The sequence below is a fragment of the Arcticibacter eurypsychrophilus genome (assembly GCF_001730525.1).
Classification (GTDB): Bacteria; Bacteroidota; Bacteroidia; order Sphingobacteriales; family Sphingobacteriaceae; genus Arcticibacter; species Arcticibacter eurypsychrophilus.
Window position 1 is genome coordinate 35750 of sequence record NZ_MDFN01000001.1, and the last position, 19248, is coordinate 54997.

14 protein-coding genes are annotated in these 19248 nt (G+C 40.4%); 4 read left to right on the plus strand and 10 right to left on the minus strand.

Translation table 11 applies throughout. From position 1 onward, the window contains the following. Nucleotides 1–34: 34 nt before the first annotated feature. From BFL47_RS00165 to BFL47_RS00180, 4 genes are all read right to left on the minus strand, one after another. Nucleotides 35–3064 carry an Eco57I restriction-modification methylase domain-containing protein gene (locus BFL47_RS00165; protein WP_069657772.1) on the minus strand — a complete coding sequence of 1010 codons (3030 nt, stop codon included), beginning with the start codon at nucleotides 3062–3064 and terminating at the stop codon, nucleotides 35–37. Between the two features lie 638 nt (nucleotides 3065–3702). Next, complete coding sequence (gene mnmE, locus BFL47_RS00170) at nucleotides 3703–5061, minus strand: tRNA uridine-5-carboxymethylaminomethyl(34) synthesis GTPase MnmE (RefSeq protein WP_069657773.1); 1359 nt, start codon at nucleotides 5059–5061, stop codon at nucleotides 3703–3705. Nucleotides 5062–5072: 11 nt separating this feature from the next. Then, nucleotides 5073–6014 carry a TIGR02757 family protein gene (locus tag BFL47_RS00175; protein ID WP_069658022.1) on the minus strand — a complete coding sequence of 314 codons (942 nt, stop codon included), beginning with the start codon at nucleotides 6012–6014 and terminating at the stop codon, nucleotides 5073–5075. Between the two features lie 44 nt (nucleotides 6015–6058). Beyond that, nucleotides 6059–7201, minus strand: coding sequence for a cystathionine gamma-synthase (locus BFL47_RS00180; protein WP_069657774.1), 1143 nt, complete (start codon nucleotides 7199–7201; stop codon nucleotides 6059–6061). A gap of 75 nt (nucleotides 7202–7276) precedes the next feature. Here BFL47_RS00180 and egtB point away from each other — a divergent pair, with 75 nt between their 5' ends. Both egtB and BFL47_RS00190 read left to right on the plus strand, forming a co-directional pair. Then, nucleotides 7277–8437: an ergothioneine biosynthesis protein EgtB gene (gene egtB / locus BFL47_RS00185; protein ID WP_069657775.1), complete on the plus strand. Its 1161-nt coding sequence runs from the start codon at nucleotides 7277–7279 to the stop codon at nucleotides 8435–8437. An 8-nt stretch (nucleotides 8438–8445) separates the two neighbouring features. After that, a complete protein-coding gene (locus BFL47_RS00190) occupies nucleotides 8446–9426 on the plus strand; it encodes an L-histidine N(alpha)-methyltransferase (protein ID WP_069657776.1) in 981 nt (326 codons plus the stop codon). Nucleotides 9427–9545: 119 nt separating this feature from the next. Here BFL47_RS00190 and proS read toward each other — a convergent pair whose 3' ends face one another. Then, nucleotides 9546–11018 (minus strand): proline--tRNA ligase, encoded by a 1473-nt coding sequence (gene proS, locus BFL47_RS00195; protein WP_069657777.1) that lies wholly within the window; start codon nucleotides 11016–11018, stop codon nucleotides 9546–9548. 160 nt (nucleotides 11019–11178) lie between these two features. On the opposite strand from proS, the gene BFL47_RS00200 reads away from it, so the two are divergent. After that, entirely contained in the window at nucleotides 11179–12147 is a 969-nt protein-coding gene (locus BFL47_RS00200) for a hypothetical protein (RefSeq protein ID WP_139125709.1), read from the plus strand. A 23-nt stretch (nucleotides 12148–12170) separates the two neighbouring features. Continuing rightward, nucleotides 12171–13643 carry an OmpP1/FadL family transporter gene (locus BFL47_RS00205; RefSeq protein ID WP_069657779.1) on the plus strand — a complete coding sequence of 491 codons (1473 nt, stop codon included), beginning with the start codon at nucleotides 12171–12173 and terminating at the stop codon, nucleotides 13641–13643. A gap of 337 nt (nucleotides 13644–13980) precedes the next feature. Here BFL47_RS00205 and BFL47_RS00210 read toward each other — a convergent pair whose 3' ends face one another. Genes BFL47_RS00210 through BFL47_RS00230 form a run of 5 tightly spaced genes read right to left on the minus strand, consistent with a single transcriptional unit; the run spans nucleotide 13981 to nucleotide 19229 of the window. Beyond that, nucleotides 13981–15819 (minus strand): UbiD family decarboxylase, encoded by a 1839-nt coding sequence (locus BFL47_RS00210; protein WP_069657780.1) that lies wholly within the window; start codon nucleotides 15817–15819, stop codon nucleotides 13981–13983. A 34-nt stretch (nucleotides 15820–15853) separates the two neighbouring features. After that, nucleotides 15854–16804, minus strand: coding sequence for an aldo/keto reductase (locus BFL47_RS00215; protein ID WP_317042918.1), 951 nt, complete (start codon nucleotides 16802–16804; stop codon nucleotides 15854–15856). A gap of 55 nt (nucleotides 16805–16859) precedes the next feature. Continuing rightward, the gene (locus BFL47_RS00220; RefSeq protein ID WP_170827235.1) at nucleotides 16860–17552 is read right to left on the minus strand and encodes a phosphatase PAP2 family protein; all 693 of its coding nucleotides are present in this window, start codon (nucleotides 17550–17552) and stop codon (nucleotides 16860–16862) included. Next, a complete protein-coding gene (bioA, locus tag BFL47_RS00225) occupies nucleotides 17518–18795 on the minus strand; it encodes an adenosylmethionine--8-amino-7-oxononanoate transaminase (RefSeq protein WP_069657781.1) in 1278 nt (425 codons plus the stop codon). The genes BFL47_RS00220 and bioA overlap by 35 nt, the downstream gene beginning before the upstream one ends. Continuing rightward, entirely contained in the window at nucleotides 18774–19229 is a 456-nt protein-coding gene (locus tag BFL47_RS00230) for an NUDIX domain-containing protein (RefSeq protein ID WP_069657782.1), read from the minus strand. The genes bioA and BFL47_RS00230 overlap by 22 nt, the downstream gene beginning before the upstream one ends. Between the last annotated feature and the right edge of the window lie 19 nt (nucleotides 19230–19248).

The following is a 19248-nucleotide window of genomic DNA, read 5'->3' on the forward strand; positions in this document are numbered from 1 at the left end:
AAATTTATATTACAATAATACTGAGAATTAACAATTAGCAATTCTCAACAATGTGTATTTCATCTGCAGTCAAATCATAAAGCTTATATACTAAAGCATCTATTTTTTTGTCCGTACTATCTATTTCTGCTTTCAATGATAAAACTTTTTTTACTTCCGCAGTAAAAAACCTTTCCCACTTCACCTCTTGATCAAGCGATAGTTTTACTTTTTGTTTCTCTAATTCTTTTATAAAATCGGCATAAGACAAGAAATACCAATCTTGTAACCTTCTAGGTAAAATTTCCAAATCAAAATTTCTTTGTAATATTCTTTGAAACATTTGAGAATGTTCTTGTAAATCTATGTTTAATGATAACATTAAATCTGCTTTTTCAAGAAACGGAGCTTGTTGTTCAACAGTAATTTCAATAATTGGAAGTTTCCGTATATCTCCAATTAAAATCTTTGGAAACGTTAATCTATTTCCTTTAGGAGAATTCATTATATTAAACCATGATAGAAGCTTAGAATTTATTAATGTTAGAAGGTATTTTGTGTTTAGACAAGAAATATTTATACATGATATTATTCCAGGATCATGAAATAATTTACCTGAATAATTAATTGCTGAAATTCTTGGAGGTTTACCACCAGTTATTTCTTGAATCAAAATTCTGTCCTCAAAAAAATATTTAAACTTTCGTGCACGATGTAACCAAGCACCATAATTTAAGTATTCATTATTGGAAACGTTTAAAGTATACCGCTTTATTGCTCTTCCTTGAATCCAAACTCCATAATTCTCATCTAAAGGCTGATTGTAGTGATAAACTCTGTTTTTTACTTCTTCTTTTGTTAGGTATTCCGTAGAGTATGGAACAATCCCTTGACAAACATCAATAAATTTACTTGCGACTTGAGATTTTGAGTTTATTTTATTAATAATTAATATATCTGCTTCATTTTGTAAAACTTGAAATTGTTTGTCTTCTGAATTCTTCCAATTTTTTATAAAGCCTACTTTGGTAATATTTGACACATTTGAAAGATTATCAACTTTAGAATCAAAATTTACAATTTCACATTCCTCATTTTGTCCTTCTAATGTTAATATAAAAACTATCGCATTCAAACTTGCATCTTCAAAAACTGAATTTTTAAAAATTACTATGTTATTAAGTCCATAAAGTTCTAAGATATGTTCTCTTAATTTTTTTGCTTGCGGAATGTTTATCCAAGTATCAGGAGTTATAAAACCAATTTTTCCTTTTGGTTTTATAATAGAACTTATTAGTTCAATAAAAAAGAAATAAATTTCAAAGTTGCCTTGAAAGGTATTGAATTTTTTTTGATAATAATTTTTACTTATTTTATCAATAAAGGCACCATATGGTGGATTTCCAATAATGACGTCAAAACCACCGTTGTCAAATATTGCAGGAAACGCCATTTTCCAATTAAATGCTTTCTCTCCTGCAATGGCAACATCATCTATCAATGAATTTCCACATTTAATATTGTTGTTTAAATCGTTTAGTTTTCGGTTTGGTCTGGCTGTTTGTAACCATAAAGAAAGTTTTGCTATTTCTACACTTTCCTCATTCAAATCAACACCAAAAAGATTGTTTTCTAAAATGCTCTTTTCAATATCACTTAACACCAATGCTTCCCCTAATAGTTTGGCTTGTAATTCGTCTATGTACCTATGTTCGGCAATTAGAAAATCTAAGGCTTGGCTTAGAAAAGCTCCACTTCCACAAGCGGGGTCGCATATCTTAATATTTAGAAGCCAGTTACGGTAATTGATTAATTTATTTAATAAAGGTTTTTTAGTAAGTATATTTCTTTTTTTGTCAGTAAAATATTCTTCTTCAATAATTTTAAATTCTGCTTTTTTATCAGTGCACAATTTACCGATAGTATTATCAACAATGTATTTCGTTATGTATTTTGGAGTGTAAAATACACCATCTTTTTTCCTTTTAGTAGTTGCTTTGTCTATTACTGTTCCCTCTAATCGTGCTTTAATTTCATCCAATTCATTTAATGAATTCTCGAAAATATGGCCGAGAATATTTACGTCAATTTCACTTTCAAAATCATATTCTGATAATTTCAAAGTGTGTTTATACAATAGCTCGTCATCTATTCTGATAATGTCTAAAACCTCATCCGGCTTAAACAAGCCACCATTATATGCAAAAACATCATAACGCTTGCCCTTAAATCCTGTATTTAGGTATTCAAAATACTTTTTAAATCTATTGTACAGAGGTACGTTCTCATCGCGTTCTTGTAAATCTCGCCAGTCGTTCAAAATCAAGCGTACAGAATTAGGTGGCAACAATTGGCGGTCTTCAGCAAAGAACAGAAACAAAAATCTATCTAATAATTTTTGTGATTTTTTGAATAACCCTAATGCCTCAAACTGAGGATTTTGTTTTACTAAATCTCGATGCAATTCCCTTTTGAACTCTGAATAATCAGAATATAAAGCTTTAGTAATGTCTTTTTCTTTGCTTAAAGATTGTTCTTTTAATTTCTTAGGTATATCATTTGCAATACTATCATAAGACAAACATAAATAGAGCAATTCAAATTCTTTTTCTGTAAGCAGGAATAAATTAAACTCTAAAAACTCTGTTGCGTTGTCTATATAAAACCTCAACTTTTCAAAGTTCGAAGTTATTACATAAACGCACTCTGGTTGATTGTTTTTATATCCAAATGCTTGAACTTCTATTTTGCCTAAATCCGTAGTATTTGTTCCTTTTAGTTCAATTACTGCTTTAACTTTGTTACTGATAAGAATAGCTCCATCAGCCTTTTTACTGTCTTTAACATTCTTATATTCAGATGTTAATGTAAAGTTTGGTGTAGGATTTTTCACATAGCCTAATACATAAACGAACAAATCAATTAAGAACTCTCCCTGATATTGCTCTTCTTTACTGTTACGAATATTATCTTGGATTTGTGTATTGTGAAAGTGGTTCTTAAATATATTCCACTGCAACATCAATTTTGACCTATCTTGACTTTGAAGTTGCTTTGTAATTACTGAATTTTGAAATAATGACATAAAGGCGTTGCTCTGAAAAAATTAACGATGATTTGCTAATTTAAGCAAGAATACTTTAATACGATAAAAATAAGTTATGTAATTGCCACTGCAAGTTAGTAAATAACTATTTTAATAAATGTTTGCAAATAATCTATTGCTTCTTTTAAACAACCTCTACACTATAACACAACAATCGTGACATTATATCTAGAGCATAACAGGTTCTTCTTCAAGTAATTTCGAAAGATTGCTTTCCATAATAACCATTTCTTCAAATTTTCTTCCACTCAGCTTAATGTTCAAATCAGCCACATTATTGTCTACTCTATTTTCTATGGATAATCTATTGCTTTATCAGGCATTTTATCCACTTTAGCCCAATCTAAAATCTGCGTTGATAAAAGATAAGATGAAAGAATTCGTTCAAATATAGCATCATTGTAATCTTTCATGTTGAGTTAATTTATGCACGTTTCGCAAAAACATTGATGGCAATACAATCGCAAAACCCTTATATAGTTGCTGGAGTTCATCAAATAGCTTTCTCAGGGGAATAAATCCTTAAAATTGTTATCGAGTTCTTTTCACTTAAGATTTAGATGGTTCAAATTATACTTAGCAATGTGTTTGAGATTTTCAGAACTTTCAATCCTTCATTATTTCCCAATACAAAACTTTGAAAAAATATTCTCCAACAAATCATCCGTAGTCACCGCCCCAGTAATTCCCCCCAAATAATACAACGCCTGCTTAATATCCATCGCCAAAAAATCAGATGTAACCGGATTATCCAAACCATACAACACCCGATCCAACGCCTCTTCCGTCTTCCTTAGCGCTTCTACATGCCTGATATTGCTTACAATAACTTCATCATTATTAATCCGATGTAAATTCACTTTCCGAAGTACCTCAACCTTTAACTCCTCAATTCCAACCTTTTCCCTCGCCGAAATAAAGACCAACTCCAACCCCTCCATAACTTCCATCACAGCAGGAGCCAATAAGTCACTCTTATTCACAATTCCAACAATAGGAATACCCAACGAAGCAAGTTCAGCAAGCTGCACCTCTATTTCTTCAACCCCTTGTTCCGGATCAAAAAGATACAGGATCAATCGAGCCTGCTTCATCTTTTCCTTTGTCCGCAATACGCCCTGAGCCTCTATCACATCAGCAGTCTCCCGAATCCCTGCCGTATCAATAAACCGAAATACGACCCCATTGATAGACATCTCATCTTCAATCGTATCCCTGGTAGTCCCGGCAAATTCAGAAACAATAGCCCGCTCCTCATTCAACAAAGCATTCAACAAAGTAGACTTACCAACATTAGGCTTACCGGCAATAACCACAGGAACCCCATTCTTCATCACATTTCCCTGCTCAAAAGAACTGATCAACCGATACAACACCGCATGAATCGCTAAAGTCAAACTCCTCAACTGATCCCGGTTTGCAAACTCCACATCCTCTTCCCCAAAGTCAAGCTCTAGCTCAATCATTGAAGCAAAATGAATCAGCTGATCCCTCAAACCCTTCAGCTCAGAAGAGAACCCTCCCCTCATCTGCTGCATAGCAACTAAATGCGAAGAAGCCGAATTCGAAGCAATTAAATCTGCAACGGCCTCGGCCTGCGACAAATCCATACCTCCATTTAAAAAGGCCCTTAACGTAAATTCACCTGGCTTTGCAGCCCTTGCTCCTGTACGGATAAATAACTTAATGATACTTTCGATGATATAAGCGGATCCATGGGTAGAAACCTCCACCACGTGCTCTTTGGTATAAGAATGCGGACCGATAAATAAGGAAACCAATACCTCATCCAAGATCACCTCCCCATCCCGGATCGTTCCGAAATGAATCGTATGAGAGGCCTGCTTACTTAAATCCTTTCCTTTAAAAACAGTTTTTGTAATTGTAATGGCATCAGGTCCTGATAACCGGATTACTCCAATGGCTCCACTTCCTGATGGTGTAGCTAATGCCACAATTGTATCGTTATTTGTCATACTAATTCTCTTTAAAACTTCTCTTCTATCCCCAAACCAAAAAGAGCAAAATCATATCGTACCGGATCTACAGGATCAAAGGACCTCAAGCGATCAGTCAATTCCACTGCCGTAAGCCAATCTGTTTGTTTCCTGTTGATCAACATTAATTTTCGAGCTACCCGGTCTACATGTAAGTCACAAGGACAAATCAATTGCGATGGCGAAATCCTGTTCCAAATTCCAAAGTCTACTCCTTTATCATCCTGACGAACCATCCAGCGCAAAAACATATTCAACCTCTTGCAAGTCGACTTTTGCAAAGGAGAACTTACATGTTTAATCGTCCTCCTTGGAAAATCAGGCAAACTAAAAAAGTAACTCCTGAAATGATTCAACATCTCTTCTGCTGAAAAATCAACTGAAGGGAACGGGGCAGAATCTTCACCAAATGAACCCTGAACAGTAGAACCTTCTTCAACAAACGGACCGTTAGGAGCTCGACCTTCTTCAAAGCACGAAGCTTTATCCCATATCCACTCTTCAAAAGAAGTAGCAATACCGGAATTACTTAAACCTAACCTTAACTTAGAAGATGGCAAAAAAGCATCCTCCAATGAATCAAACACCCTATAATGCGTTCTAAAGAAACTCACAAAGTACAAAAGATCCGTATCATTAAAAGTCCTATGCTTAAAACCTAATAGCGCTTTCAAATCTGTATCCTGATGCCCCATGATAAACTCATAAGGCGACCCAGACATCCTTTCAATCAAATCCCTGCACTTATTGATAATCGTCTTCCTCTGCCCCCAAGCCAATATCGCAGCAAAGAAACCCATGATCTCAATATCTTGTTTCCGCGAAAACTGATGCGGAATCACAATCGGATCAAACTCAATAAACGAAGGCCGGTTATACAGTTCCACCTTCTCATCCAAAAACGCCTTCAAATCAAGCGAATCTAAAGTCAAGCCCCGAGAATCTAACGACGAAATAATCGAATGAATACTCAAAATTACCCCCCTATTGCCTGCTGCAAATCTTCCAGCAAATCATCAATATCCTCTATCCCAACACTCAACCGCAACAAATTATCCGTTACCCCAGCAGCTAAACGAAGCTCCAAAGGTATAGACGCATGAGTCATACTCGCAGGATGATTAATCAACGACTCCACTCCTCCCAAAGATTCAGCCAATGAAAATACCTTAAATGACGAAGCCAACTTAAATGTCCTCTCCAAATCAGCATCTATAAGACTAAAAGAAATCATCCCCCCAAAATCCCTCATCTGCTTTACAGCAACTGCATGATTCGGATGATCTTCAAATCCCGGCCAATAAACCTTATCCACTAGAGGATGTGCCCTAAGATACTCCGCAACTAAACGTCCATTTTCACAATGTGCTTTCATCCGCAAATGCAGCGTCTTAATTCCTCGTAAAACCAAAAAACTATCCTGCGGACCTGGTGTTGCCCCACAAGAATTATATATAAACCACAACCTCTTATACAACTCTTCATCATTCAACATCAAAGCACCCATTACCACATCGGAATGTCCTCCAAGATACTTAGTTGCCGAATGCATCACAATATCTGCTCCCAAATCCATTGGATTCTGCAAATACGGCGAAGCAAAAGTATTATCTACCGCAAGCAGCACCCCAGCCTCTCTAGCAATCACAGATACCGCCTTAATATCAATAATCTTCATCGTCGGATTAGTAGGTGTCTCTATCCAGATCAACTTAGTCCTAGCATTCAAATACTCCCTAATCACCAACGGATCCGATAAATCAATAAAATGAAACTTAATTCCGTAATTAGCAAAGATCTTCGTAAAAATCCTATACGATCCTCCATATAAGTCATTCCCAGTAATCACTTCATCTCCCGGCAACAGTAACTTCAATACCGCATCAATAGCAGCCATCCCACTTGAAAATGCTAATCCAAACCGGGCGTTTTCCAATGCAGCCAAACAATCTTCCAAGGCCTTCCTTGTCGGATTAGTTCCACGCGAGTACTCAAACCCTTTATGGTCACCCGGCGATTTCTGCCAATAAGTAGATGTTTGATAAATTGGTGTCATCACTGCCCCTGTTGTTGGGTCAGGATGCTGACCCGCATGTATAGCCTTTGTTCCGAATTTCATAATCTTCTCTTGTAAATGCCAAAATTAAAACAATTTCATGTTTAAGCACTTAATACATGAATTAATAACTTGAATATGTTATTTGCTCGATATCTTGCGGTGAGAAAGCGTACAGAGTGGATTTGTGCTCCATTGAAAACGGAGGATTATGTCGTACAACCTGTAGACTTTGTAAGTCCGCCTAAATGGCACCTTGGTCATACGACCTGGTTTTTTGAAACCTTTGTTGCTAAGCCCTATATCTCTGACTACAAGGAATATGACCCAAATTATAATTTTGTATTCAATAGCTATTACGAAACTTTAGGAGCCCGCGTCATCCGTACGGACCGTGGAAACCTGAGCCGCCCATCTGTAGAAGACATCTATACCTACCGTAAATATGTAGATGAAGCAATGGCTTCGTTTTTAAACCAGGGTGTGATTACAGACCACGATTTAAGAGCCACTATCATTTTAGGTCTTAACCATGAAGAGCAGCATCAGGAGTTATTATTCACCGATCTCAAGTATATTTTAGGCCATAACCCTTTGTTTCCTTCCTATTATCAGGATAGAGAGAAAGTAGAGATTAAACAACCTGCTATCCCCCTGGATCCATTTCTGACCATTGGTGAAGGAATTTATAAGATCGGGTACAAGGACAAGGGATTCAGCTTTGATAATGAGCTTGGCCTGCACAAGGTATTTCTGGGGGAATACTCCATCAACAGGAACCTGGTGACCAATGGGGAGTACCTGGAATTCATTCAGGATGGTGGCTACCAGAACTTCCGGCATTGGCATGCGGAAGGTTGGGATTGGGTGAACACGCATAAAACGAAAGCTCCTTTATACTGGCACCTCATCGATGGCAAATGGTTTAACTACACACTGGATGGACTGATCGAAATAAATGAACATGAACCTGTTAACCATGTCAACTATTATGAAGCGCACGCCTATGCGGAATGGAAAGGCCAACGCCTTCCTACTGAGTTCGAATGGGAAGTAGCCGCACCTGATCTATCCTTTGGAAAGCGCTGGGAATGGACTGAAAGCGCCTACCTTCCCTACCCCGGTTTCCAACGTGCCGAAGGCGCTATTGGCGAATATAATGGCAAATTCATGATCAATCAAATGGTTTTACGTGGCTCCTCAGAGGTTACCTCCCCGGAGCATAGCCGTATTACCTATCGCAACTTTTTCAATGCCCATTTAAACTGGCAATATACCGGAATCCGTTTAGCAATCTAAATCTACCTATGAATACTGAAACTGAATCTTCCCCGGAAACTTACGTCCTCCCTGAGCAATTAAAAGTCGATGTCCTTACTGGCCTATTGGCCTCTCCTAAATACATGCACGCCAAATATTTCTACGATGCAAAAGGCGACGAACTGTTCAGGCAGATCATGAAAATCCCTGAATATTACCTCACTGATTGTGAGATGGAGATTTTCAAAGACCGCTGCATGGATATTTTGCATACCCTCTCCATCTTCCCGAATGGCTTTGATCTGATTGAACTCGGTGCAGGTGATGCTATAAAGTCTTCCGAATTACTGAAATGCCTGGTTCACAACGATATCAACTTCACCTATTATCCCATTGATATTTCGGGAAACGTCATCCAGTTGCTTCATGATGAGCTTCCTAAACGCATTCCGGGGATTAATTTACAAGGAATCCAGGCCGAATACTTTGAAGGATTAAAAGAAGTGGTTTCCCGATCTGATCGTCCTAAATTAATACTCCTTCTGGGTGGAAACATCGGCAATATGCCCCCTGATGAAGCCTTGGAATTTTGCACTCTCCTGAGGGATCATTTAGCTGAAGGGGACTTTTTACTAATTGGTTTCGACTTAAAAAAAGACCCCTGGGTTATTTTCAATGCCTATAACGACCATCAAGGAATCACCGAACAGTTTAACCTGAATTTACTAACCAGGCTAAACAGAGAGCTGGGTGCGGACTTCAACCTGCAAAATTTCCGTCACTATGAAAGTTACGACCCAGAAACCGGCTCCTGTAAAAGTTACTTGTTCAGCAAAACCAAACAAACCGTACAAATCGCCGGAGAACAAATCATTTTCGAGGAAAATGAATGCATCTTCACCGAAACCTCACATAAGTATTCGTTGAAAGAGGTGGATCAGTTTGCTTCTAAATCAGGTTTCGAACCTGTATTGCATTTAATGGATTCAAAAAAATGGTTTACTGATGTCATCTGGAAAGCGGTTTAAACAATTTATACTTAACATATACAAAAGGCGGAGATCACAACAAGCTAAATTGCCTTGTTTATGATCCCCGCCTTTTCTTCAAATCCCAAAATGCTTGTTAAGACACCTTTAAACCTCTTTTAATATGCCCTCGCAAATAAAACCCGTTGCTTAGACGGTTTACCTGAATAAATGCATACCCCATCTTCCAATTTATTATCTAATGGAATACAACGGATCGTCGCTTTAGTCTCTTCTTTTATCTTTTGTTCCGATTCTGGTGTTCCATCCCAATGCGCGGACAGAAATCCTGGTTTTTCGTCCAGAAGCCTTTTAAACTCATCATATGTGTCTACTTCCACAATGTTCTCCGCTCTGAACTTGTACGCCTTCGAATAAATATTAGTTTGAATATCGTCCAATAATGTTTCAATGTATCCGGCTAATCCATCGCGACTAATCGTCTGCTTTTCTTTTGTATCTCTCCGCGCAATTTCTGCCGTTCCATTCTCCATATCACGACCACCAAGGGCAACTCGAACCGGTACACCTTTTAACTCATATTCGGCAAATTTGAATCCCGGACGTTGTGTATCCCGATCGTCATATTTTACCGAAATATCTTTGGCTTTCAATTCCGCAACCAATGCCTTAGCCACTTCGGAGATCTGAGCCAGATCTTCGTCATTCCGGTAAATCGGAACGATCACCACCTGGATAGGTGCCAATTTAGGAGGCAATACCAAACCTGCGTCATCAGAATGTGCCATAATCAACGCACCCATCAAACGAGTTGACACGCCCCATGAGGTAGCCCACACATGATCCAGCTTTCCTTCTTTACTGGTAAATTTCACATCGAATGCTTTTGCGAAATTCTGTCCCAGGAAATGAGATGTTCCCGCCTGCAAAGCTTTTCCGTCTTGCATTAAAGCTTCAATACAATAGGTTTCTACCGCACCTGCAAAGCGCTCATTGGCTGTTTTAATCCCCTTAATTACCGGCATAGCCATCCAGTTTTCTGCAAAATCGGCATACACATTCAGCATACGTTCTGCTTCTTCCACTGCTTCTGCTGATGTTGCATGCGCGGTATGTCCTTCCTGCCACAAAAACTCAGTGGTCCGTAAAAACAGACGGGTACGCATTTCCCAGCGCACTACATTGGCCCATTGATTGATCAATAAAGGCAAATCCCGGTAGGATTGGATCCAGCCTCTGTACGTATTCCAGATGATAGTTTCTGATGTTGGACGAACAATTAATTCTTCCTCTAATTTTGCATCCGGATCCACAATAATATTACCGTTGCCATCGTTTTTTAATCTGTAATGAGTAACCACCGCACATTCAGTAGCGAATCCTTCTACGTGAGCAGCTTCTTTAGAGAAAAACGACTTGGGTATAAAAAGAGGGAAGTAAGCATTGCTATGACCGGTGTCCTTGAACATTTTATCTAAAGCTGCTTGCATTTTTTCCCAGATTGAATAACCGTACGGCTTGATTACCATACATCCTTTCACTGCGGAATGCTCTGCCAGATCTGCTTTTGTAACAAGTTCATTATACCACTGGGAATAATCGTCGTTTTTGCTTGTAATACCCTTACTCATAGTAATTTTTTATAGTTTTTTTCGTATTTTTAACACAATATTAGTGTCCGTAAAGTTATAAAACAAACCGGGCTATTTTAAACTAATCGACGTAACGTTTTCCCCGGATCTTACGTCATAGTATAGAGACAGGGAAACTGGAGATCTAACACACACGACAATGAAAAAATTAATACTTCCCATGATTGCAGCAGTCGCTGTATTATTGGGGTCCTGTTCGACCATGCAGGTGGCACAGCAGTCCGCAGATAACGATGATGTTTACAATGCTCAGGCTAAAGCCAGAGAGGTTGATTATCCGGTTGCCCCGGAAAAAACCTATCGTACCGAAGAGCAGGTTTATGGAGGTACTGATTATGCGACAGGAGACACAGATTATGCCGCCAATTCGTATAGCGACGGGGATAACAACGATTATGACTACGATTACGGTTATGCTTCCCGCATAGACCGCTTTCAGTATGCTTCTCCATACAGAAGTTACTATAACGACTGGTATACCTACAGTTACAACCCATGGTATGGTTACGGATATGATCCATTTTTCTATAATCAAGGTCTATTCAGTCCGGGTTATTCCATGTGGTTTGGTACCGGCCTCTTTGGTGGTGGCTTCGGCGGAGGATTCGGATATAACTCATGGGGTTATGGAAATCCTTATTACGGCGGTTACTGGGGTCCTACTTCCTATTACGGCGGCGGATATGGTGGTTACGGATATGGATATGGCAATGGTGGATATGGTTACGGTGGCGTAGTCGGCAACCAGAGAAATAATAACCCGCGCCCTTATTTAGGTTCAGGAAACCCGAACTTGATTAGAAATGCGAATCGGGGTTCGCGTGCTGTTGGACGTACAGAGAATGGTACTATTTATGAACGCACAGGAAGACCTGGAAGCACTTCTTCCAACGGCAATTATGCCAGGCCTTCACGTGCCACTCGTCCCGCTACTACTCAACAGGCTCGGCCTACACGAGTTGAAAGACCCGTAAGAGATCCATATGTAGACCGCACGCCCCCAACACAATCAAGTTCACCAAGATCATCTGGAGGAAACAGCAATGGTGGTGGTGGAAACAGTAATGGTGGTGGCGGAAACTCGAGACCAAGCAGAGGATCCAGGTAACATTTTATTTAAGAAACCATACTATGAAATTTAAAAATATATTATTGATGCTCGCAGCTACTGCGTTCAGTCAGTTCTCTTACGCGCAGTTCAACCAGGATGCTTATACGTTTTCAGGATCTACTCAAGGCTCAACTTCAAGAATCAAAGCTATTGGAAACGCATCAACCGCTGTCGGCGGTGACCTAAGCTCTATTAGTGGTAATCCAGCAGGACTTGGCTTCTTTAATAAGTCAGAATTTAGCATTACTCCAGAGTTTAATTCCAGCAAGACTTCTTCCTCCTATTTCGGACAAAATAGGACTGATACTAAAGATCAGTTAAATTTGAATAATGCTTCCATTCTGTTTCATTCTGCGAAAAGAGTCCCAGTAGGCGCCGAAACATCACAGGGCTTTCTGAATTTTAATTTCGGAATCTCTTTTGGCAGAACGAATAACTTTTATGACAATTTGTATCTGGCTGGCCAGAATCCTAATAATTCAATAGCTGATTTTCTTGCCGAAAATGCAAATGCCGTTGGTGGTAGTGTTGCCGATCTCAACAATGCATATAATCCACTGGGATGGTGGGGATACGAACACTATCTAATTGATTCGGTAGGAAATAACTCTTACGGTAATATTTATGCACCTAATACCTATCTGAATTCTGATCAAACGCTGTCTAGAAGCAGAACCGGTGGACAGAACGAGTTTAACATAGCTGTTGGAACTAATTATAGTAATAAGTTATATTTAGGTCTTACGCTTGGTTTGACTAGCTTAAGGTATAACTCCTATTCAACCTTTACAGAAGTAGGAAACACAGAACCAGATGCCGATGAATATACCACATTTTACGATTTCAATCAGGAGACTACAGGAAGCGGGTTTAACTTCAAATTAGGTATGATTTACAAACCGGTAGAAGCTGTACGCCTGGGTGCTTCTTTCACAAGCCCCACTTGGTATGACATTGAAGACAATAGCACTTTGGCTTTAGAGACCTCATATTTAGGAGGTGATAGATTCCCTGGAAAACCGGAACCTTTCAATAGTAATTATACATTGCGAACTCCTATGAAAGTGAATGGTGGGATCGCAGTATTCTTTCAACAGTTAGGATTTCTATCAGCTGATATTGAATATGTGGATTATGCAGGGATGAAGTTGGGTAATTATTCTACCTCGTCTGATGATAACATGAGAATCTCTGATCTTTACAAATCAGTTGTAAATGCAAAAGTGGGTGGTGAAGGAAGGTTGAATGAGAACTTTTACCTGCGGGCAGGCTATAATTACTTGTCGAACCCAGAAAAAGGTATAAGTGGTGCTACAAACATCATCAGTGGAGGTTTGGGTTACCGTTATAGTAATTTTTACTTGGATGCTACTTATGCAAACGCTTCCAGAAAACAGACTTTTTATCCTTATGAGCTGTCTTCTGCAAGTCCTCAGGCTAACTTGAAAAACACAAGTGACAACGTATACTTGACATTTGGGGTACGTTTTTAATCCCAGTCCTACTGCCGTCTCAAATACTACTGAGGCGGCTTTTTTTTTATCCAGAATTATTAAGTAGATTTAAACTAGCTTCATCAAGCTATTGTTTTGAGTAGAATATAGTACTTGAGTACGATCTGTTTGGAGACAGAGACGGAACTGCTGTACAAAGTATCCGATCGTTATTCGCTCCTTACTCGTTTCAGCTGGCTTCTAGCTTCGGCTCGAGTCGAAGCTAGAAGCCAGCTGACTGGGTGAAGCAACGAACAAGGGACGACCTTTGGATACAGCTGTCTCCTAGCCGATCCCTATCTGTCCTCTAAAAGAATAGATTCCTTTATTTACCGAATTAGATTACGCCATACAACGAACCGCCTTGAGTAGCCAATTGGTCGATTCGGTTCTCTACTCCAGGATCTTTAATTAACTCAGGTGCGTGATGAGGCTTTTTACGTGCGTCTATAATCACGGGACCAATACATCCCCAATGTTTATGCTCGATAAAACTGTTGATACCATAGATATCATGCGAGGGATTGCTTCGTGTGAAGGTAATCCATACCAGGTTATTGATATGAGCGGCCGTAAATTCAGCGTCATCACATAAAACCATTAATGCCAAGCCATTTAGCTCAGCTGATTTCAAGTGTTCATTCAACTGGGCCATTTCATTTTGAGCCGATTGTGTAGAAGTATAAGGTATTCCTTCCAGAGTAACTACGCCCGGTATTGCTAATGTGGCTTTTCCAAAAGAAGCAGGGGTACTAAAATGAGAAGGAATTTCCTTCCACAGTTCCCGCTTTTTCTCTCCTGCGGCTGCAAATACAACCTTCGATCCGGAGTTCAACCCATCGCCACTGTAGTCCAGCGTGTCAATCGTCGTATTGGTATGAAAATGAAGGTCTCTTTGAAAGTCAATTCGTTCCAGGATATGGACCAGAAAATCGGCAATATTATGCGTATGTAAAGCAGGGTCATCTTCCTTTGCCGCAATGAACAGGTATTTAGCCAGACTCAGCTGACTTTTTCCTAATATATGATTGGCAATGGTTAAGATTTCCTGCGGCCTGCGGTTATTTAAATAGGGGGTATAACGTTCACTACCAATAGCAAATAACAAAGGGTGTACACCTGCGGCATCTACTGCGTTCACTTCGTGCAGTCCGGGAATTTCCTTTGGCATCGCCGAACCGGTTATTTCGTGGATCAGTGCGCCAAAACTGGTATCTTCCTGTGGAGGTCGCCCAACGACAGTAAAGGACCAGATCGGATTCTTCTTGTGATACACCTTATGGATCTTCATGACTGGGAAAGGATGAACCAGGCTATAATAACCCAGGTGGTCGCCAAAAGGTCCCTCTGGTTTATTCTCCTGTGGATAGATCGTTCCTGTAATTACAAAGTCTGCATCTGCTGAAATACAAAAGCCATCCGCATCGTAGAAGTATCTGAAACGCCTGTTACCCAATGCCCCTGCAAAGGTCATCTCCGACAATCCTTCAGGTAAAGGCATCACGGCAGCAAGCGGATGGGAAGGGGGACCGCCAACAAAAATGCTGACTTTCAAAGGTTGCCCTTTAGCATTGGCTTTACTTTGATGTACCCCTATTCCACGATGAAGCTGATAATGCAGACCAACCTCACGGTCCTGCAAATAGTCGTTTCCACCCAACTGGATGCGGTACATGCCTAAGTTGGCATTCATGATACCGGGGTGGTCGCTATCTTCAGTGTATACTTGAGGCATGGTGACAAAGGGACCACCATCCATGGGCCAATTTACAATTTGAGGAAGGGCACTGATCTTAGTTTGTCCGTAAAGAATGGCTGCAGTTTTCCCCACTTTCATGGGCAACGCGGATAAAGCGGTTAAGGCCACATTCATGTATTTGAACGGGTGTTTGATTGCTTTAATGGGATCGTTCTTCAGTTCTACCAGGGTTTTAATCTTTTCCAGTGAATCCCTGAACATGAATTTAGAACGATCCAGCGTACCAAACAGATTAGAAACTGCGGGAAAAGGACTGCCCTTAATATTCTCAAAGAAAAGAGCGGGCCCCTGTTGTTCGTACACGCGCAAATGAATGGCGGCCATTTCCAGATAAGGGTCTACTTCTTCTTTAATCCGAATCAAATGACCGTTTTTCTCCAGGTCATTTACACAAGCTTCTAAACTCTGATATCCCATTGGGGGCTAAGTTAAAAATTAGGATGCAAAATTGTTATACACTCGCTTCATTCAGTTCAGCTATTTCTTCTGCGGATAACCTTAAAGAGGCCGCTTTTGAGATATCGTCGAGCTGATCGATACTGGTTGCACTGACTACCGGTGCAGTGATTCCGGGCTGGGCGATTATCCAGGCTAATGCGACTTGTGCCGGCGTAGCGTTATGTCGGGTCGACACATTATCCAAAGAAGTAAGCACATCTATCCCTTTTTCGTTTAAATATTTCTTCACTCCCTGACCTCGCGTACTCTTGGAAAGATCTTTCTCTGAACGGTATTTTCCGGTGAGGAAACCACTAGCTAAGGAAAAATAAGTGGTTACTCCTACGTGATACTGCGCTGTCAAGGCTGCATATTGTTTTTCGTATGCTTCGCGTTCTACGAGGTTATATTGCATTTGAAAATTTTCGTATTTGGGCAGCCCTTTGTCACTGGCATCCAATGCTTGTTTCAAACGCTCCGGACTAAAGTTTGACGCTCCAATGACCCTGATTTTACCTGCACTGATGAGTTTAGCATAGGCTTCCAAAGTTTCTTCTACCGGAGTTTCCAGATCATCAAAATGAGATAGGTATAAGTCGATGTAATTGGTTTGTAATCGCGATAGGGAATCTTCTACGGCTTTTGTGATATAAGCACTGGAAAGGCCTTTAAGTCCGGGTCCCATTTCTGATCCACCTTTAGTCGTCAGCACAATTTGATCTCTCTTGTTGTTTTGCTTGAGCCAAGACCCAATAATACTCTCAGAATCACCACCTTTATTTCCTGGTGCCCATTTGGAATATACATCTGCGGTATCGATAAAATTAAATCCAAGGTCTATAAACTCATCCAAGATCCGGAAGGACGTTTGCTGATCTACTGTCCAGCCAAATACGTTTCCTCCTAAACACAGAGATGACACTTTAAGTGCGGAATTTCCTAAATTACGTTGTTCCATTTTCATGATTGTTTATCATGTAAAAAACGAGAAAAATGACCCGATAATCAACAGATCATTGTCATTTACGCCTTTCCATCCGGTTGAGGAATTCCAGGGATAGGATTAACCAAACGACACCCATACAGTAGCCAGCCAGCACATCGCTGGGATAATGCACGCGCAGATAGATCCGGCTAATTCCGATGAGCAGGATCAGAGCAACTAGCAGACAGATCAGTAAAATTCGGACTATTTTATTGACTGTATGTCCGTGTACAAAATAGATCAGCAGGCCAAAAAAGGTCACACTAGTCATGGCGTGTCCGCTTGGGAAGCTTAAACCTATAGCAGGTTCCAGTAAGGGGATCAGGGGCCTTGGTCTGTTAAAGATGAGTTTTAACAGGTGCATCATCAGGACGCTGCTTAAAGCAATCGCACCGATCTTGATGGAGTACCATCGATGCTTCCGAATAAAAAGGAAGTAGAGGATCAGCAGAATATTGGCCGGCAACATAAAACGCGTACCTCCCAGTTCCGTAATGGCGGCCATGATCCGCGTGGTTGTGGCATTGGAATAGGGTTCGATGAACTGACATATGGTCTGGTCAAAGGCTTGATTATGATCAATAAGAACTAACTTAACCAGTATAAAGAAGATAGTCAAACAACCGAAAAGGGCAAGGACGACAATCAGTTCGGTAGAGAACAGTCCTATAATAAAAGCTGTTTTATCTGGTTCAGAAGATGTCGAGGGCCTGTTCAATTTTCGCATAGATGTAATCCAGTTCGGCATCTGAGATGCAATAAGGTGGAAGGATATAGATGATGTTTCCCAGGGGACGCAAAATAATCCCTTCTTTTAAAAAGAATTGGTATAAGTTGTCCCGGAGCGAACTGAAATAAGAGGTATCATCCCCTGTTTCCCATTCGAAAGCAATAATCGTTCCTGTCTGCCGAACCGCTTTCAGTTTCGGATTATTTTGAATGTGAAGGGCAAAAGCGGCATGCCTGGCGCAGATTCGTTGGATATTATCTTGCGTTTCTTTAGAGAGCGTCAGATCTAAACTGGCCAGGGCAGCAGCACAGGCTATTGGATTGGCGGTAAAGGAATGTCCGTGGAAAAGGGTCTTGAGTTTATCGTCGGATAGAAAGGCATCAAAAATCTCTTGTGTGGCGGAGGTTACACCCAAAGCCATCGTACCACCTGTAAGTCCCTTGGACAGGCAAACGATATCAGGTTGATGCTCCATATAATCAGAAGCAAAAAGTTTACCGGTACGTCCGAAGCCGGTCATGACTTCATCTGCGATCGTCAGGATGCCTAACTCCCGGCAAATACCAAGGAGTTGATCCAGCCATTTGGCTTCATACATCAGCATGCCTCCGGAACCCTGAATTAAGGGCTCATAAATAAATGAAGAGATATCTGCTGCATTTTCCCTGAGATAGGCTTTAAGTTTTTCGATATTGCCGGCATGTGGTGTTTCGATATATTCCACATCAAAGAGCAGACTTTCAAAGGCGGCGGTAAAGGCACTTCGGGCACTTACGGCCATGGCACCAAAGGTATCACCATGATAGGAATGCTGGAATGCAAGTACCTTATTGCGGGACTGGTTCTTATTGGAGCGATATTGAAAGCACATCTTCAGGGCTACTTCCACAGCGGTAGAGCCATTATCGGAATAAAAGATCTTCGCCTGATTAGGGGGTAAAATTTTCAGTAGACCTTCTGCAAGTTCTACTGCGGGAGGGTGTGTAAACCCGGCAAAGATGGCATGCTCCAATATACTGGCCTGTTCCGCTACCTTTTTAGCGATATGGGGATGGGAATGTCCGTGCAGGTTGACCCACCAGGAAGAAACGGCATCGAGATACTTTTTACCGTTTTCATCAATGAGATAAACACCCTCTCCCCTTACAATGGGGATCGGCAATCCGGCCGTTTTCATTTGTGTATAAGGATGCCAGATGATCGCCTGGTCACGTTCGCTTAGACTTCTTTTTTCTTCCATGCAGCTTGTAATTTTTGTATAGCGATCTTATCGGTTAAAAAGGTGACATCATCCTCAGAAAGATTTTCAATAGGGATCCAGCGGAAGGATTGTTTAATCAGTGCTTGCCGGCTGAAATCAAATGCGCTGGTTGAAATCAGGCAATTCAGCGGCTGCACGGGTTTAACCAAATAATAGATACTGATGATCTGGCTTTCGTTGAAGGATGATTTTTCGAAAAAGTCTGTGGTATAAACATGATCCAGCACATCTATCTCCGTTTCACATTCCTCCATGAATTCGCGTTTTAACGCGTCAGTGAGTCCTTCGCCATACTCAAGTCCGCCACCGGGAAACTTGCTGAAGCGAACGGTCTGATGTTCTTCATCACTAATCAGAATTTGATTCTGTTCATTAATTAAAAGGCCGTAAACCCGAACGTTAAATAAAAACATGAGCTGCTATTTTAATTGT

What these genes read in the sequence shown, in the direction of transcription:
- BFL47_RS00165 (WP_069657772.1), bottom strand. Translation starts at nt 3,064, where the DNA reads ATGTCATTATTTCAAAATTCAGTAATTACAAAGCAACTTCAAAGTCAA.
- mnmE (WP_069657773.1), bottom strand. Translation starts at nt 5,061, where the DNA reads ATGACAAATAACGATACAATTGTGGCATTAGCTACACCATCAGGAAGT.
- BFL47_RS00180 (WP_069657774.1), bottom strand. Translation starts at nt 7,201, where the DNA reads ATGAAATTCGGAACAAAGGCTATACATGCGGGTCAGCATCCTGACCCA.
- egtB (WP_069657775.1), top strand. Translation starts at nt 7,277, where the DNA reads ATGTTATTTGCTCGATATCTTGCGGTGAGAAAGCGTACAGAGTGGATT.
- BFL47_RS00190 (WP_069657776.1), top strand. Translation starts at nt 8,446, where the DNA reads ATGAATACTGAAACTGAATCTTCCCCGGAAACTTACGTCCTCCCTGAG.
- proS (WP_069657777.1), bottom strand. Translation starts at nt 11,018, where the DNA reads ATGAGTAAGGGTATTACAAGCAAAAACGACGATTATTCCCAGTGGTAT.
- BFL47_RS00200 (WP_139125709.1), top strand. Translation starts at nt 11,179, where the DNA reads ATGAAAAAATTAATACTTCCCATGATTGCAGCAGTCGCTGTATTATTG.
- BFL47_RS00205 (WP_069657779.1), top strand. Translation starts at nt 12,171, where the DNA reads ATGAAATTTAAAAATATATTATTGATGCTCGCAGCTACTGCGTTCAGT.
- BFL47_RS00210 (WP_069657780.1), bottom strand. Translation starts at nt 15,819, where the DNA reads ATGGGATATCAGAGTTTAGAAGCTTGTGTAAATGACCTGGAGAAAAAC.
- BFL47_RS00215 (WP_317042918.1), bottom strand. Translation starts at nt 16,804, where the DNA reads ATGAAAATGGAACAACGTAATTTAGGAAATTCCGCACTTAAAGTGTCA.
- BFL47_RS00220 (WP_170827235.1), bottom strand. Translation starts at nt 17,552, where the DNA reads ATGCGAAAATTGAACAGGCCCTCGACATCTTCTGAACCAGATAAAACA.
- bioA (WP_069657781.1), bottom strand. Translation starts at nt 18,795, where the DNA reads ATGGAAGAAAAAAGAAGTCTAAGCGAACGTGACCAGGCGATCATCTGG.
- BFL47_RS00230 (WP_069657782.1), bottom strand. Translation starts at nt 19,229, where the DNA reads ATGTTTTTATTTAACGTTCGGGTTTACGGCCTTTTAATTAATGAACAG.